Annotated in this window: 17 protein-coding genes; all 17 read right to left on the bottom strand. The window is 34.1% G+C overall.

Annotated features, from left to right (window positions below):
* Positions 1-280: 280 nt before the first annotated feature.
* Positions 281-1,528 carry a Glu/Leu/Phe/Val family dehydrogenase gene (locus ATZ99_RS06845; protein WP_068748494.1) on the bottom strand — a complete coding sequence of 416 codons (1,248 nt, stop codon included), beginning with the start codon at positions 1,526-1,528 and terminating at the stop codon, positions 281-283.
* Between the two features lie 86 nt (positions 1,529-1,614).
* Positions 1,615-2,154, bottom strand: coding sequence for a 2-oxoacid:acceptor oxidoreductase family protein (locus ATZ99_RS06850; RefSeq protein WP_068748495.1), 540 nt, complete (start codon positions 2,152-2,154; stop codon positions 1,615-1,617).
* Between the two features lies 1 nt (position 2,155).
* Positions 2,156-2,974, bottom strand: coding sequence for a 2-oxoacid:ferredoxin oxidoreductase subunit beta (locus tag ATZ99_RS06855; RefSeq protein WP_068748496.1), 819 nt, complete (start codon positions 2,972-2,974; stop codon positions 2,156-2,158).
* Entirely contained in the window at positions 2,967-4,115 is a 1,149-nt protein-coding gene (locus ATZ99_RS06860; RefSeq protein WP_068748497.1) for a 2-oxoacid:acceptor oxidoreductase subunit alpha, read from the bottom strand. Before ATZ99_RS06860 ends, ATZ99_RS06855 begins: the two co-directional genes overlap by 8 nt.
* A complete protein-coding gene (locus ATZ99_RS06865) occupies positions 4,105-4,314 on the bottom strand; it encodes a 4Fe-4S dicluster domain-containing protein (RefSeq protein ID WP_068748498.1) in 210 nt (69 codons plus the stop codon). Before ATZ99_RS06865 ends, ATZ99_RS06860 begins: the two co-directional genes overlap by 11 nt.
* A gap of 134 nt (positions 4,315-4,448) precedes the next feature.
* Positions 4,449-5,270 (bottom strand): PHP domain-containing protein, encoded by an 822-nt coding sequence (locus ATZ99_RS06870; RefSeq protein WP_068748499.1) that lies wholly within the window; start codon positions 5,268-5,270, stop codon positions 4,449-4,451.
* Between the two features lie 106 nt (positions 5,271-5,376).
* Positions 5,377-5,637 carry a stage V sporulation protein S gene (locus ATZ99_RS06875; RefSeq protein WP_068748500.1) on the bottom strand — a complete coding sequence of 87 codons (261 nt, stop codon included), beginning with the start codon at positions 5,635-5,637 and terminating at the stop codon, positions 5,377-5,379.
* Positions 5,638-5,717: 80 nt separating this feature from the next.
* Positions 5,718-6,497 carry a TIGR00282 family metallophosphoesterase gene (locus tag ATZ99_RS06880; RefSeq protein ID WP_068748501.1) on the bottom strand — a complete coding sequence of 260 codons (780 nt, stop codon included), beginning with the start codon at positions 6,495-6,497 and terminating at the stop codon, positions 5,718-5,720.
* A 95-nt stretch (positions 6,498-6,592) separates the two neighbouring features.
* Entirely contained in the window at positions 6,593-8,131 is a 1,539-nt protein-coding gene (rny, locus tag ATZ99_RS06885) for a ribonuclease Y (RefSeq protein ID WP_068748502.1), read from the bottom strand.
* Positions 8,132-8,288: 157 nt separating this feature from the next.
* Entirely contained in the window at positions 8,289-8,954 is a 666-nt protein-coding gene (locus ATZ99_RS06890) for a P-loop NTPase family protein (protein ID WP_068748503.1), read from the bottom strand.
* 22 nt (positions 8,955-8,976) lie between these two features.
* Entirely contained in the window at positions 8,977-9,213 is a 237-nt protein-coding gene (locus tag ATZ99_RS06895) for a hypothetical protein (protein WP_068748504.1), read from the bottom strand.
* Complete coding sequence (locus ATZ99_RS06900; RefSeq protein WP_068748505.1) at positions 9,213-10,670, bottom strand: AAA family ATPase; 1,458 nt, start codon at positions 10,668-10,670, stop codon at positions 9,213-9,215. The genes ATZ99_RS06895 and ATZ99_RS06900 overlap by 1 nt, the downstream gene beginning before the upstream one ends.
* Positions 10,670-11,662, bottom strand: a complete 993-nt coding sequence (locus tag ATZ99_RS06905) for a metallophosphoesterase family protein (RefSeq protein ID WP_068748506.1) — start codon at positions 11,660-11,662, stop codon at positions 10,670-10,672. Before ATZ99_RS06905 ends, ATZ99_RS06900 begins: the two co-directional genes overlap by 1 nt.
* Positions 11,659-12,747, bottom strand: a complete 1,089-nt coding sequence (gene recA, locus ATZ99_RS06910; RefSeq protein ID WP_068748507.1) for a recombinase RecA — start codon at positions 12,745-12,747, stop codon at positions 11,659-11,661. Before recA ends, ATZ99_RS06905 begins: the two co-directional genes overlap by 4 nt.
* Positions 12,748-12,830: 83 nt before the next feature.
* On the bottom strand, positions 12,831-13,394 hold the full coding sequence (gene thpR, locus ATZ99_RS06915; RefSeq protein WP_068748508.1) for an RNA 2',3'-cyclic phosphodiesterase: 564 nt from the start codon (positions 13,392-13,394) through the stop codon (positions 12,831-12,833).
* A 16-nt stretch (positions 13,395-13,410) separates the two neighbouring features.
* A complete protein-coding gene (locus ATZ99_RS06920) occupies positions 13,411-14,646 on the bottom strand; it encodes a competence/damage-inducible protein A (protein ID WP_068748509.1) in 1,236 nt (411 codons plus the stop codon).
* A 35-nt stretch (positions 14,647-14,681) separates the two neighbouring features.
* Positions 14,682-16,169: an AAA family ATPase gene (locus ATZ99_RS06925; protein ID WP_068748510.1), complete on the bottom strand. Its 1,488-nt coding sequence runs from the start codon at positions 16,167-16,169 to the stop codon at positions 14,682-14,684.
* Position 16,170: the final 1 nt, after the last annotated feature.

Genomic DNA, 16,170 nt, shown 5'->3' on the forward strand with positions numbered 1-16,170 from the left:
TCTATATTTGAACCGGTATAGAATTTTTCGTATCTTTCGGGTGCTTTCGCAATCGTCTTTTTTAAAGTTGTGTCTTCCCATCTTTTTTGTTCTGCTTCTATCCTGCTAAGGGTTTCTTTGTCAAACATTTACAACTACCCTCCTGTCTTTCTTCTATATTTTATAAATTCTATATTTATAAAAAAAATCCTTTAGTAATTTGTAATAACTTACATACCAAAAATGTATAGTTATCATAACTTTTATTTAAAAATCCCTCCCTGAAAAGGGAGGGATTTTTTTATACTCTGCCCCTTACCTTCAGGGCTTCTGCAATCCTCTTTATAGCAACCATGTATGCAGCTTCTCTCATATTTACCCCGTATTCCTTATGTAGGCTGTAAACTTCATTGAAAGCTTTTACCATTAAATGCTCTAACCTTTGATTTACTTCCTCTTCCGTCCAGTAAAAGTTCATTAAGTTCTGTACCCATTCAAAATATGATACAGTTACTCCGCCGGCATTGCACAAAATATCGGGAATTACCAGAACACCCTTCTTGTATAAAATTTCATCTGCTTCAGGTGTGGTGGGGCCATTTGCAGCTTCGCCTATGATTTTTGCTTTGATGTTATCAGCGTTTTTGCTCGTTATTACATTTTCTAATGCAGCTGGTACTAAAATGTCCACATCTAAGGATAGTAATTCATCACTGGTAATATCCTTGCTACCAGGGAATCCTTTTACCGTGCCATTTTTGTTCTTATATTCGAGAACAGCTTTAGGATCAAGGCCTTCAGGATTATAGGCACCGCCGCGGGAGTCATTTACAGCAACTATTTTACAGCCCAATTCATTTAAAAGTCTTGCCGCAATGCTTCCTGCATTTCCGAATCCCTGAATTGCCGCGGTAGCATTCTTAAGATCAATTCCCACTCTTTTTGCCGCTTCTCTAATTGTGAACATTGCTCCGCGAGCTGTAGCTTCATTTCTTCCGAGAGAACCTCCAATAACAATTGGTTTTCCTGTTACAACACCCGGGCAGTAATAACCTCTTAATTTGCTGAATTCATCCATAAACCAGGCCATAACTTGCGCGTTGGTGTAAACATCAGGAGCAGGAATATCTTTTTCAGGACCTATAATAGGACTGATTGCAGCAAAATATCCTCTGCTCAACCTTTCCAGTTCACCTTTTGAAAGCTCCTTAGGATTAACTTTGATTCCGCCTTTTCCTCCACCGTAAGGTAACCCTATAACGGCACATTTAAAAGTCATCCATGCAGATAAGGCTTTTACCTCGTCCATTGTTACATCGGGATGAAATCTTACTCCACCTTTTGCTGGCCCTAATACTGTGCTGTGCTGCGAACGATATCCTATAAAGGTTTTTACTGAACCATCATCCATTTTTACCGGTATTGAAACGGTTAACACTTTCTCCGGTTCTTTTAGTACTTCAAAATAAGAATTTTCTAAACCGAGTTTGTCACATGCAGTTTTTATTTGTTTTTGTACTATCTCAAAAGGATTTAAGGTTTCTACCATGGTAAACTCCCCCTCTATTTATTTTAATTTTAAAGAGAATAAATTAGAATAAATTTAAATGCTTCCCTCCTTTCGTAAGTTACTTTTTATTTTTTAGCTTCTGCTGCCAGTTCAAAACCTGCGTATAAAGCTTTTTTGTTTAATTCTTCCGTTCCTTTGGGAACTCTTGCTAATATAGCAGTTTCTATAGCTTTTTTGCTTACAATACCGGTTAGCTCTGTGATTACTCCCAGGGCCACAATATTTGCTACCATAGACCTTCCAATTTTATTTTGGGCAGTTTCAATTATCGGAAGCTCATAAATTTTAAAGGGAGAATCTATTTTTGAAAGTAAGGAATCTTTTATTATTATCCCCTTTTCTGAAACATTATCTTTAAATTTTTTCAAAGCCTCTTCTGATAAAGCAAGAAGAACATTAGGCTTTGTAACTTTCGGGTAGTCAATTTCACTATTACTTATTATTACTTCAGCTCTGCTGGCTCCGCCTCGTGCTTCGGGTCCATAAGACTGGGATTGAACAGCATTTTTTCCATCAATAATTGCTGCTTCGGCTAAAATAATACCTGCCAGAATCAAACCTTGTCCGCCGGAACCACTTAGTCTCAATTCAAATCTATCATCCATTCTATTCTACCCCCTGAGCATTTTTAATAATTTTCATATATTCTTCCGTATATTCTGGCGCAGTTTCTTCATAAAATTCTCCCATTACTATTTTGCCTTCTAATTCTTCTTTGCTCATCTTTTCGGCAGCTTTGATTGTAATTGTGTTATCTCTTAAAATTTCCATCATTTTTACAGGGGAACCTACTTTATTTTTCCTGCCAAAATAAGTGGGACAAATTGTTGCAGCTTCTACCACCGAAAAACCTTTGTGAGTAATAGCTTTTTCTATCATCTTTATCAATTGAGGGACATGATAAACTGTACCTCTTGCCACATATGTTGCGCCTGCGGCTTGAGCAAGCTTGCAAAGATCAAAATTTCTATCAATATTTCCGTAGGGGGCTGTGGTAGCAAAAGCACCTTTTGGAGTCATTGGAGAGTATTGACCACTCGTCATACCGTATATATTATTATTAAAAATAATAGTTGTAATATCTATATTTCTTCTTGCAGAATGAATAAAGTGATTACCGCCAATGGCAGTACAGTCTCCATCTCCCGTTAAAACAATTACTTTTAATTCGGGATTAGCAAGCTTAATCCCAGTTGCAAAAGCAAGAGCTCTTCCGTGAGTAGTATGAAGGGTATTAAAATTTAAATAACCCGGAGCGCGAGAAGAACAACCAATACCAGACACTATACAAATTTTATTTTGATCAATATTTAAATTGTCTATAGCTCTTATTACCGCTCCTGTTACTATTCCATGACCACAACCCGGGCACCATATATGGGGCAATCTTTCGGTCCTATAATATTTCTCAAGGCTTTTACGCATTGTTTAATACCTCCCGAACTTTATTGATTACCTCATCGGGGCTAATAAGTTCACCATTAAATTTATTTAATCCGAATATGTTAAACTTTCCTTTTGAAGTAGCTTCAATAGTTTCTATTAATTGACCGTAATTCATCTCTGCTACAATTATATTTTTAACACTATCAGGAAGTTCGTTAATCGCCGTTTTAGGGAAGGGCCAAATCGTCTTTAATCTCAATGCTCCAATTTTTACATTATCATTTCTTAGTATTTTTACCGCTCTTGTAACTGAACGAGCTGTAGAGCCAAAAGAAATTACAACTGTTTCAGCATCTTCCGTATACAATTTTTCATAATCTATAATGTCATCTATATTATTTTCTATCTTTTTCATTAATCTTGAAATCAATTTAAAAGTCACTTCAGGGTTAGTGGAAGGAGCACCATAAACATCGTGTATTAATCCAGTAACATGATAGGGAAAACCTTCACCAAAATTTACCATAGGGGGAATTCCATCTCCATCCACATCTTCATATGGATTGTATTTAGTAATCTTTGATAAATCGGGTTTTTTCCTGTTTATTACTTCTACTGTGGAAGGATCGGGTAAAATCACCTTTTCCCTCATATGTCCAATAACTTCATCCATCAGAAGTATTACTGGAGTTCTGTATTTTTCCGACAAATTAAAAGCACGTACGGTCATATCAAATACTTCTCTCACATAAGATGGAGATAAAACGATAATAGGATGGTCACCATGAGTACCCCACCTTGCCTGCATTACGTCTCCTTGAGCAGGAAGAGTAGGAAGCCCGGTACTCGGTCCACCCCTTTGAACGTCGACTATAACGCAGGGGACCTCGGTTAAACATGCATAGCCTATGTTTTCTTGTTTTAAAGAAAAACCTGGGCCACTGGTAGCTGTCATGGATTTTAAACCCGCAAGGGAAGCACCTATAACAGCCCCCATACTGGCAATTTCATCTTCCATTTGAATAAATTTTCCTCCCACTTTCGGGAGCCTCTCCGCAGCAATTTCCGCAATTTCTGTAGATGGTGTAATAGGATAACCGGCATAAAAACGCATTCCCGCTACTATTGCACCTTCTACACAGGCTTCATTACCTTGCATTAATACAGGCTTATTTGTCATCTTTATCATCACCTACCACTATAGCATAGTCAGGACACCTTAATTCGCATAATTTACAATTAATACAGGCTTCCGGATTTGCTACTACGGGTTTACCGTTTTCGGAGTTAAATACTTTTTTTGGACAAAAAGCAATACATATTCCACATTTTTTGCATGCTTTCAGATCAATCTTAATTTCAACCTTTTTTTCAGACACTCTCTCACCTCAAATTCCTTTATTTAAATTATTTTTCTTCGTGTATAATGTATTCTATATAATTTATTTTTATCCTTCCAATTTATCTCATTAATAGAAAAAATACAAAAATAATTGATTTGGTGTATACAAAATTATGAAATTATTTTATGATACACATATTCTTTAAGCTTTAGTAAAAAATCATAGGGTACAGGGAGACTGCCCAATATTAAAGGTTCTCCGTGGCAATCAGAACCCCCTGTCATAAGTAGGTTGTATTCCTTGGCTAATTCCATAAAAAATCTTACCGCTTCTTCATTGTGCTCTTTGTGATACACTTCTATTCCTTGTATCCCCTTAAAAATAATTTTTATAATTGATTCTTTATTTTTAATCAATCCCGGATGAGCAAGAACAGGAACGCCTCCGCTTTTTTTGATTAGCTCAATTGCCTCCTCGGGCGATAATTTATAACGGGGAACGTAAGCGGGCTTTCCTCTATCTAAATAAAATGAAAAAGCTTCTTCTACACAGGAAACATAACCTTTTTTTACTAGTACCCTTGCTACATGAGGTCTTCCAATTGAAGGGCCTTCTGCTTCTTTTTCTACCTCTTCGATTTTTATATCAATTTTAAGTTTATTTAGTTTTTCTACCATATCCTTGATTCTATTTTCCCTTTTTTTCTGTAATTCTCTCAAATTTTCTTGTAAAAAAGGCTTTTGATAGTCTATATAATATCCCAGAATGTGAATTTCTTCTTCTTCAAAGTCGGTATTAATTTCTATTCCTGGTACAACTTCCAAAAAAGGATAAAACCTTGCCTTATCTATAGCAAACTTTATTCCATCTACAGTATCATGATCTGTTATAGCAATAGCTTTGAGTTTAAACTCTATTGCCTTATCAACTATTTCTTCGGGAGTCAGTTTACCATCGGAAAAATTTGTATGAATATGAAGGTCGATTTTCATTGTATTTCCTCCTTGAAATCAAAAAAGCCTGTATAAAACAGGCTATCTAATCTCAAAATTAATTTAAAAACTTTTATGTATATAATGTTCAGTATTATTTATAGGTTTATCGAGGTTCTACTATTAATTTTATTGCTGTTCTTTCCTGGCCTTCTATTTCTATATCGGTAAAAGCGGGAATACAAATCAGGTCAATTCCGCTGGGAGCTACATACCCTCTTGCAATCGCTATAGCTTTTACTGCTTGATTAAGTGCTCCGGCGCCTATTACTTGAATTTCTGCAGCTCCTTTTTCTCTAATTACACCAGCTAAAGCCCCGGCTACAGAATTTGGATTTGATTTAGCTGACACTTTTAATACTTCCATTTTTAATTCCTCCTTAAAAATTTTACATTGTTTAATTTATTATTCTCTAAAAAACATAAAATTCCTTTTGTTTTTTAAAATTATTTTAATAAATTTATTCTATTAATAGAAGTAGCTCTTCCTGTATTTTCTTCTATTTCTATTAAAACAGAATTTAATTGTGCTATTCCTTTTGCCACATCAAATCTTGCCGGTAATTGGGTTATAAATTTTTTTATGACACCTTCAACTTCGACTCCTAAAATGGAATTGAAAGCTCCAGTCATTCCAACATCGGTGATATATGCGGTGCCTCCTGGCAATATTCTTTCATCTGCTGTTTGAACATGAGTATGAGTGCCTATTACGGCAGATACTTTTCCATCCAAGTACCAACCCATTGCTTGTTTTTCAGAAGTAGCTTCAGCATGAAAATCGACAATTATAATATTTGTAATAGAACTGATTTTTTCGATTTCTTCTATGCAGGTTCTAAAAGGACAATCTAAATTTTGCATGTATGTACGACCGGATATATTAATTATACCAATTTTAAGGTTATTTTTTATCTCTATAATTTTTGAACCCTTGCCGGGAGTACCCGGGGGATAATTAAGGGGACGAATAATTCTTTCTTCATTATCGATAAAGGTAAAAATATCTTTATTGTCCCAAACATGGTTGCCCATGGTAAGAAAATTAACTCCTGTCTCAAAAAGTTCTTCAGCAACTTTTTTCGTTATGCCATTACCTCCGGCTGCATTTTCTCCGTTGGCAATTACAAAATCAACCGTATACTCCTCAATGATATTCTTTAAATTTTCTTTTAATATATTTCGTCCCGGTCTACCCACGATATCTCCAATGAACAATATTTTCAAACCTTTCACAACCTTTCTTTATTTTTCCCCGAACGATGGAAAAATATTATCCCATTATAATTATCTAAAAAAGTGCGCGAAATATTCGCGCACTTTTATTTTGCATATTCGGTTGCCCTTATTTCTCTTATTACGTTAACCTTTATATGTCCGGGGTATTCCAGTTCTTCTTCAATCCTTTTAGCAATATTTCGAGCAAGTTCAATGGTTTCAAGGTCGTCGATTTCTTCTGGCTTAACCATAATTCTTATCTCACGACCCGCCTGAATAGCATAGGCTTTTTCTACGCCTTTAAAAGAATTGGCAATTTCTTCTAATTTTTCCAAGCGTTTTATATATGCTTCAAGAGTTTCCCTTCTTGCTCCGGGTCTTGCCGCAGAAATAGCATCTGCTGCCTGGACAAGAATAGCTTCAATAGATGTCGGTTCGACGTCATTGTGATGGGATGCAATAGCATTTATGATTACCTGTGATTCTCCAAATTTTTTTACAATCTCGGCACCTATCAGAGCATGAGGGCCTTCAATATCTTGATCTACACTTTTACCTATATCGTGTAGTAAACCGGCTCTTTTTGTGACCTGAACATCTACTCCTAATTCTGCAGCCATTGCTGCGGCTATATGAGCAACTTCAATAGAATGTAAAAGCACATTTTGGCCGTAACTTGTCCTGAATTTAAGTTTACCCAGGTATTTTATCAATTCAGGATGCAGATTGTGAATGCCGGCATCAAAGGTTGCTTTTTCTCCTTCTTCTCTTATTATATTCTCCACTTCTTTTTGAGCTTTTTCTACCATTTCTTCTATTCGCGCTGGATGAATTCTACCATCTATTATTAATTTTTCCAGGGCTATCTTTGCTATTTCTCTTTTTACAGGATCAAACGCTGATAATATAACCGCTTCCGGAGTATCATCGATAATTAAATCTACTCCTGTTAAGGTCTCCAATGCTCTAATATTTCTTCCTTCTCTCCCAATAATTCGACCTTTCATCTCATCATTGGGCAAAGTTACCACCGAAACTGTAGTTTCTGCAACGTAATCCGGCGCGCATTTTTGAATTGCATAGGATATGATTTCTTTCGCCTTTTTCTGGGCTTCTTCTTTTGCCTGGGTTTCAATTTCTTTAATCATCATTGCCATTTCATGACGAATTTCATCACGAACTTTATTTAAGAGATATTCTTTTGCTTCTTCTGTAGTCATACCGGAAATTCTTTCAAGCTCAGCAACCTGAGTATTGAATAGCTCTTTTACTTTTTCATTTAATCTATTAATCTCCTGTTCTTTTTTTGCTACAGATTCTTCTTTTTTCTCTAAAATTTCAGCTTTTCTATCTAAAGCTTCTTCTTTTTGTTGTAACCTTCTTTCAGTTCTCTGCAGTTCATTTCTTCTCTCTCTGAGTTCTTTTTCAAATTCATTTTTTTGTTTTAGAATTTCTTCCTTGGCCTCGATTAAAGCTTCCTTCTTTAAAGATTCAGCTTTTAACTGAGCATCAGAAATAATTTTTTTTGCTTCGTCTTCCGCTGATTTAATTTTTGCTTCGGCAATGTATTTTCTTGTAAAATAACCTATAGCAAAGGTTATTAAACCCGTTGCTCCAACTATAAATACGGTCGAAAAATTAATATTTACTCACCTCCCCAGAACCCTTTCCTATTTACTTTCATAAATTATTTTATCAAAATAAAAAACCGAGGGGAACTCGGTCTTTCCTCCTTAAAGCTTTTTACAATAAAGCTTCAAGTTTATTTTATAATTTTTTAATTTTAATGTCAAGCAAGTGCTAATCTTCGTTCCTTATTTTGGTAACTACGCTTTTTCCTTCTTTTAATTCCACCTTATAAGCCACATCTGCTATTTCGCTTAAGAAGGTATTGTGAGTAACCATAATTATCTGTCTGTTAAAAGCTTCACTTATATGTTTTAAAAACATCGCAACATTTTGTATATATTCGCTACTGACATGCTTTGCAGGTTCGTCTAAAATGATTGGCCCTTTCTTATAACTAAATATATTTTCTAATACGGCAATTCTTAAAGCCAAGGATATAACATCCACAACTCCTCCGCCACGAGCATCCTGCGGTTTTGTAATAATTTTTTGACCATTATAATTGGATATTACAAAAAATTCCGCTTCAGGGCGATTTCTTGCTTCTTCAATAGATATTTTAAATTCTATATTTGATCCAAAAACATATTGTAGACAATTAGTAACTAATATTTCTATTTGTTGTTTTACCTGTTCTCTTGAGAATTCTGCGGTTTTCTGCAGAAGAATTCTTACCTGTTGTAGAATATCTTCTCTTTCTTTTATTTCATTATATTCTTTAAGGGTTTTATTTTTTTCGTTTTCAAGCTGTTCTTTGATATTTTTTTTAACTGTATAATCCAAAAATAATTTCTGATAATTTTGCTCAAGGATTTCTATTTCTTTTTCTAATTCCATTTGGGTTCACCAATCCCCTAATTTATATATTTTCGGGAAGCATACTTTTTGCCCTGGAAAGTAAGTCTTCAATTTCTTTACCGAGTCTTTCAATTTCTTTATCCAATTCTTCAGGTTTTACGTTTAATTTTTGAAGTTCAACAAGTAAATCCTGTTTTTGCCTTTGCAGTTCCTCAAGTTTTGCTTCTGCTCTATATTTAAGAGCTTTAGCTTTATCTATTTTTTCTTTTATTTCCTGGATTTCTTTTTCTGGGTCCATTAATCATTGCCTCCTTTTGATAAAATTTCTGCAGCAATTTTTTCTACTTGCTTTTCATCTAATATGCTAAAGCAAATAGGACACTTAGAAAGTTTTTTCATTAAAAAAACGTATTTATGAGATTCCTTAGTTAAATAATCTTCAATTTTTTCTGAATACCTTAGGGTTTCATTAATATTATTTTGATTTGCTATTAATTCTTCTTTAAGTGTTTTTAATTTCTCAAGAAGAGTTTTCTTATTATCTAATTGCTTTAAGTATTCTTCAATCTTAAATATATCTTTAAAATTATTTGCTTTTTGTTCTAATTGTTTAATATTCTTTGAAAGGTTGACGATTTTATTTTTTATATCCAACAAATCCTTATATTTTTTAAGGTTTTCCTCTGCTTTTGTATAAAATTCCTCGCTTTTATTTACATCTTTTGTCTTTTCCATTATTGATAGTATTAATAATCTTTCCTTTTCTAATTTATTAAGTTTTAATGAAAAGTCTTTAAGTTTTTTATATTTTTGTATTTTGTCATTAGTTTCTATAAAAATTCTTTCTGCAATTAAAACATTCTTCGTATCATTTAACACTTTTTGAATACTTAGTTTTTGTAATTCAAGTTCAATTAATTTTTGATATAGATTAAAAAGCTGCTTAAAGGATAGTGTTTTTTTTGCTGCGGTTTTTGTTAGTTCTTCTGCACCTTCAACGGTCTGTAAGCTTTTAAGTAATAAATTAATATTGTATTCTTCTTCAGAAATATATTGAAATTTTTCTTTGATACTCATTAAATTCTTTAATGAAGACAACTTTACTTTTAGAAACTCAATTAAATTCTTAGCGATATCCAATTTATACTTTACTTCATATAAATCTTTGTATTCATTTAATCTATTATTTAACTCTTCTAATTTCTGTAATACAATTTTTTCTTTAAAATTATAATCATTTAATTCTTTATTGGTAATTTTTAGAGCTGCATCAAGTACGTGTATTCCTGCTAACTTCCCCAGGATTCTGGCTCTTGTAGCTGGATTTTCCGAAAGCAAAAAAGGCCCTTCTAATTGTTCTGAAAGGTTTGCAAAGGAGATGGCATCTTTGTCTATCTTTATTTTAGGTATACCGTGAGCTTTATATATTTCCTGAGGAATGGTATTACCAAATCCCTCAAAAACCATTTCTTCACCGTTTTTAATTAAAATATATCTATTTCTGTTTACCCCTTTTTCTCTAATAATTTGAGTATTATCTTCTAAAGTTAATTTAACGCGGCAAAAATTTTCCCCCACCGATATAAAATCGCTTCCTCGGGGTTCATTATAAAGGACCCATTTTAAGGCTCTAATAATCGAGCTTTTTCCCTGATCTGTAGGTCCCAGTATTACTGTCATTCCATCATCAAATTCTATTTTCGTTTTTTTATGGGACTGAAAATTTTCAATCTCTAAGCTTAATATTTTGCTCATTAAATCACCTCAAGGTCTTCACCATCAAAAGAACTGGTTAGTTGAGCCTGTTCTATCTTCTTTAAAGCTTCTTCCACAATTTCTTTTTTTAGATTATCTTTTTTAGAGATTTCGTTTAAAATCGTTGTGAAATCATAAGATTTAAAACTGGAAGCAGAATTAATACCCTGAATAAAATCTGATATTTTTTTTTCTTTAAATTCCATTTCCTCCAATTTTGATCTATCCAGCACATCCTGACCGGGTAAAGCGGTTCTTAATACCATATTTTCTATTTTTATATCATTTTCTATCTCAATCAGGGTGATCTTTGGCATTCTTGACATCTCTATTAATGAGCTATCTATTCTAACTACACTTCCAGGATTTACAAAATATTTTCCGTTTATTTGCTTCACGCCAAATCCGGTGTGATAATGTCCTGATAAAGTGATATCTGCTTCGGTATTAATAATTTCATCAATAGTGGTAAAAAAGGAAGTTCTAAAATAAGGTTTGTCCATGAGCATGCCGTGAACAATATGTATAGCCACATCACAATCTTCCTTTTTTACTCTGTAGCCCTCTTTATACTCTTTATCCAAATTATAAAAAAAATGTGTTCCCGTCAATCTTACGGTGATGCCGTTTTCTTTAAAAAAGATTTTTTGCCCCGGATTTATAAGATTTATAATATTAATTGAATCCAGTAATCCGAGCATTGTTCTTTTAATTGTAGCTGGATTTTGCCCATACATATCGTGATTACCGGCAACCATATATAGAGGAACATCTAATTTTTTTAAACGAATTACCACTTCTCTCACCAAAGAAGGAGGTATATCAGGTCTATCGAATAAATCTCCCCCGTGTATTACAGCATTCACATTAGTTTGCCGGGCTATATTAATTATTTCTTCTAATTTTTTCAATACTGTTTCAAGGAAGTTATCCTTTCTACCCTGAGGGTTCGTGTTTCTAATATGGGTATCGGTAAAAAACAAAAACTTCATTTTTTATTCCCTTCTGTTGCTTTAGGTTCTAATGCCTTTTTTCTTTCATCTAAGTTTTTTTCGCTGGCTATATTTGTTTGAATTATATCGGTTTTATCCAGAATATTATATTTTTCCTTTACCCTTTTCTCAATCTCTCTTAATAATTCGGGGTGTTCTTTTAAAAATTGTTTTGCATTTTCCCTGCCCTGTCCTATTTTTTCATTGCCGTAAGAATACCATGCACCACTTTTCTGTATTATACCTATATCCGCCGCATAATCCAGAACACAACCTTCTTTAGAAATTCCTTCACCATACATAATGTCAAATTCAGCCTGCTTAAAGGGAGGCGCGACCTTGTTTTTTACCACTTTAACAAGGGTTCTGCTTCCAATACTTTCGTCCCCTTCCTTTAAAACATTAGTTTTTCGTACTTCTAATCTCACCGATGCATAGAATTTTAGCGCCCTTCCTCCAGGGGTAGTCTCAGGATTACCGAACATAACACCCACTTTTTCCCTTAATTGATTAATGAAAATAGCTACAGTTCTTGATTTACTAATGGATCCTGCTAATTTTCTTAAGGCTTGAGACATTAGCCTTGCCTGAAGGCCAACAAAGGAATCGCCCATTTCGCCATCCAATTCTGCCTTTGGGACTAAAGCTGCTACCGAATCCACTACTATTACATCCACAGCCCCACTTCTTACGAGAGCTTCTGCTATTTCCAATGCCTGTTCTCCTGTGTCGGGCTGAGAAATCAAAAGATTATCGATATCTACACCTAATTTTTTTGCATAAGAAGGATCTAAAGCGTGTTCTGCATCGATGAAGGCAGCAATTCCTCCCATTTTTTGCGCTTCAGCAATTATATGCAAAGCAACGGTAGTTTTTCCTGAGGATTCAGGACCATATATTTCAATGATTCTCCCTCTTGGTACACCCCCTACTCCTAAGGCGATATCAAGAGGAAGGGCCCCCGTTGGGATTACTTCTACGCTTAATTTTGCCGCAGCTTCACCCAAGCGCATAATAGAACCTTTGCCAAACTGTCTTTCTATTTGAGTCAATGCCATTTCGAGCGCTTTTTGCTTTTCCATCATTATATTAACCCCTCCAAAAATAAAATAATAATAAGTAATAAGTTAATTATACACAATGAGTAAAATAAAAAACATATAAAATTTTATACAATATTGTTTTTGAAGAAAGAAGAATGAATTACGGAATACTGAGGACCCTGCCTTGAAAGTGTGCTTTTCATTAAATAAATTGAATTCACAATAAAAGAAATTTCAAATTTTAAATCTTCCGGTAGAAAAATCTGTTTTGTATCCTCTTTAAATCTTCCCAGAGTTAAATGAGGTTTAAAACTTTTTTCATCAAAGGAAATATTACTATTTTTCAACAATTCATCTAATTCTTTTTTGATATTAATAACCTGCTCAGGATTTTTAATACCCACCCATAAAACCCTGGGTTTTTTAGAGTTTGGGAAAAATCCTATATCCCCTAATTCTATTTTAAAACTACTGTATTTTAGGCTAACTTTGTCTAATATTTCGATTAATTTTGGTATTATAATTTCAGGTATTTCTCCCAGAAAATTTAGAGTTAAATGGTAATTATAGGGTTCCACCCATTTAATGCCCTTAATGTAATTAAGTCTTCTGCAGTATTTTGCTATTTCTTTTTTTGTATCTTCGTCTATTTCAATGGAAATAAAGGTTCTAATTAGATTTTCACTCAAAAGCAATGCACCCTTCCTAAAATTCCAGTAATTTTTCTCTTAATAATTGTAAAGCAGCATTTGCAGCCCGTTCTTTAATTTCTTGTCTTTTGCCTTTGAATAAAAATTTTTTTGAAAAAGTATTATTTTTATCCGAATATCCTATATATACCAATCCTACAGGTTTTTCCAATGTGCCTCCATCGGGTCCGGCTATTCCTGTAATCGAAAGCCCTATATCGCATTTAGCATTAATTCTAATGCCCATTGCCATTTCTTCCGCAGTTTTCTCGCTGACAGCGCCGGTTTTTTCGATTGTTTCTGGGTTTACCTCCAATAACTCGATTTTTGATTTGTTACTATAACTAACTACTGCCCTTTCTAAGGATTTTGAAATACCCGGTACATTGGTGAGTTTATGGGAAATAAGCCCTCCGGTACAGGATTCTGCGATTGCTATGGTAATACCTTTTTCTATGAGCATTTTTGCTACTACATCTTCTATTTTTTGATCATCAAAGGCGTAAATGTAATTGCCCACCCTTCTTTTAATTTCTTCTTCTATAGGAATAATCATTTGTATAGCTTCTTCTTTATTTTTTGCTTTGGCAGTAATCCTGATGGTAACTTCTCCCATTTTTGCATACGGGGCTATAGTAGGATTCGATTGAGAATCTATTAGATCTATTAATTTTTCTTCTAAGGATGATTCTCCTATTCCGTAAAATTTTAATACACGAGAAAATATTATTGCTCCGCTTTTTTTCTGAAGATAAGGAATACAATAATTATAAAGCATTGGTTCCATTTCAAAAGGTGGCCCCGGGAGCATTATAACAATTTTATCATCTTTTTCAAGTAAAACTCCCGGAGCTAAACCTATTTCATTAGGAATTATTTGAGAGGTTTCAGGAATCAGAGCCTGTCTAAGATTATTTTTAGTAAATTCCCTGTTGACTCGTTTAAAAAATTCTTCAATTTTTATCAATGCTTCTTCATTGATAATCATTTTTAAATTTAATGCTTCAGCAATTGCATCCTTGGTAATATCATCCCTGGTCGGTCCTAATCCCCCAGTAGTAATAATAATATCGGATCTTTTTAAGGCAGATAGAAAAACCTCCTTTATTCTTGCAAAATTGTCCCCAACCACAGTGTGATAGTACACATCAATACCGATTTCTTTCAGTGCTCTGGCAATAACATAAGCATTTGTATTTACTATATCTCCCAGCAGTAATTCTGTACCTACACAAATTATTTCTGCCTTCATTCTTTTTCACCCTTCTAATAAGATTTGAAAGTTTTTTAAGCAGCTTTAAAGATTTCTGAAGATTTTAATAAGTTTCGGAAAGTATCTCCATCAATTTTCTCGTTTTCAATTAAAATTTCCACAATATTGGTTAAATCCTTCTTGCATTTTTCTATTAATTCTTTTACTTCTTCCTTTATATTATTTATGATTTTAACCATTTCCGTATAGAGTTCGCGCTGCGGCAGTGTATTTTTATCTACCGTGCCAAGAGAAGACATACCGGAATAAATTATATTTTTAGCATAATTTACAGCTTGATTAATATCACTCGTTGAACCCGTACTTGCTTCACCTAATAATACTTCTTCAGCGGCAGCTCCAGCCAATGATATTGCAATATTTGCTTCCAAATCCCTTTTTGTAAAAAGATACGTGTCATCCTCCATTTTCTGACGCATGTACCCCAGGGCTTGACCTCTTGAGGTTACGGTAATTGCTGATACGGAACCCGGTTTATAATATTCGCTGGCCAAAGCATGACCTATTTCGTGCACGGCAATTCTCCGGATTTCTTCTTTTCCGGGCTTTCTCTTGAGCTTTTCTCCCATTATTACTTTATCTATTGCTTCTAAAAAATGCTTCTGCTTTATTTTCTTTTCTTTTTCCCTCATAGCAAGAATAGCTGCTTCGTTGCATAAACTTTCTAAGTGAGCTCCGGAAAAACCAAAGGTTTCTTTTGCTATTGCATCTAAATTTACATCCACATCGAGAGGCTTATCCTGAGTATGAATTTTTAATATCTCAAGTCTTCCTTCTTTATCAGGTAAATTAACTTTTACTATTCTATCAAATCTACCCGGTCTTAAAATTGCAGGATCTAATATATCAGGTCTATTAGTTGCAGCAATAACTAAAATATTTACATCATCATCTTTTGCAGAAAGCCCATCCATTTCAACCAAAAGCTGATTCAGGGTCTGATCATATTCCATATGGCTATTGTTTTTACCTCTTGATCCTGCTATTATTTCGATTTCATCTATAAATATAATACAGTGTCTTTTAGAGTTCTTGCGGGCTAAATTTCTTGCAGTGTTAAAAAGCTGCCTGACCCTTTGAGCCCCAACACCCGCATACATTTCTACGAATTCGCTACCAGAAGCATAAACAAAAGCGGAATCAATATAGTTTGAAGCGGCTTTTGCGAGCAGAGTTTTTCCTGTACCGGGTTCTCCGGTAAGAAGGATACCTCGGAGGGGTCTAATACCCATTCTTTTTACCTCATCGTAATTTTTTATAAAATCTAAAGCCTCCTGAAGTTCGTTTTTTGCTGTATCCTGTCCTCCTATATCCTCAAAGGTAATTCTTGTTTCATTATTATCCTTTTTTTGACTAACTTTTATATTATTGGTGTTCTTTAAAATATTAAAAAAAACTATTGAAAACAACCCGATGCCAATTATTGGAAGAATATTTATTCCATTTATTAACAGAAAAATTGATACGGCAATTACCGATCCGAGTATTATTTCAAAAATCACC

It is taken from the genome of Thermovenabulum gondwanense, from assembly GCF_001601575.1.
Taxonomy (GTDB): domain Bacteria; phylum Bacillota; class Thermosediminibacteria; order Thermosediminibacterales; family Thermosediminibacteraceae; genus Thermovenabulum; species Thermovenabulum gondwanense.

What these genes read in the sequence shown, in the direction of transcription:
- ATZ99_RS06905 (WP_068748506.1), bottom strand. Translation starts at nt 11,662, where the DNA reads ATGAAGTTTTTGTTTTTTACCGATACCCATATTAGAAACACGAACCCT.
- ATZ99_RS06920 (WP_068748509.1), bottom strand. Translation starts at nt 14,646, where the DNA reads ATGAAGGCAGAAATAATTTGTGTAGGTACAGAATTACTGCTGGGAGAT.
- ATZ99_RS06845 (WP_068748494.1), bottom strand. Translation starts at nt 1,528, where the DNA reads ATGGTAGAAACCTTAAATCCTTTTGAGATAGTACAAAAACAAATAAAA.
- ATZ99_RS06875 (WP_068748500.1), bottom strand. Translation starts at nt 5,637, where the DNA reads ATGGAAGTATTAAAAGTGTCAGCTAAATCAAATCCAAATTCTGTAGCC.
- ATZ99_RS06855 (WP_068748496.1), bottom strand. Translation starts at nt 2,974, where the DNA reads ATGCGTAAAAGCCTTGAGAAATATTATAGGACCGAAAGATTGCCCCAT.
- ATZ99_RS06895 (WP_068748504.1), bottom strand. Translation starts at nt 9,213, where the DNA reads ATGGACCCAGAAAAAGAAATCCAGGAAATAAAAGAAAAAATAGATAAA.
- ATZ99_RS06870 (WP_068748499.1), bottom strand. Translation starts at nt 5,270, where the DNA reads ATGAAAATCGACCTTCATATTCATACAAATTTTTCCGATGGTAAACTG.
- ATZ99_RS06900 (WP_068748505.1), bottom strand. Translation starts at nt 10,670, where the DNA reads ATGAGCAAAATATTAAGCTTAGAGATTGAAAATTTTCAGTCCCATAAA.
- ATZ99_RS06850 (WP_068748495.1), bottom strand. Translation starts at nt 2,154, where the DNA reads ATGGATGATAGATTTGAATTGAGACTAAGTGGTTCCGGCGGACAAGGT.
- recA (WP_068748507.1), bottom strand. Translation starts at nt 12,747, where the DNA reads ATGATGGAAAAGCAAAAAGCGCTCGAAATGGCATTGACTCAAATAGAA.
- ATZ99_RS06890 (WP_068748503.1), bottom strand. Translation starts at nt 8,954, where the DNA reads ATGGAATTAGAAAAAGAAATAGAAATCCTTGAGCAAAATTATCAGAAA.
- ATZ99_RS06860 (WP_068748497.1), bottom strand. Translation starts at nt 4,115, where the DNA reads ATGACAAATAAGCCTGTATTAATGCAAGGTAATGAAGCCTGTGTAGAA.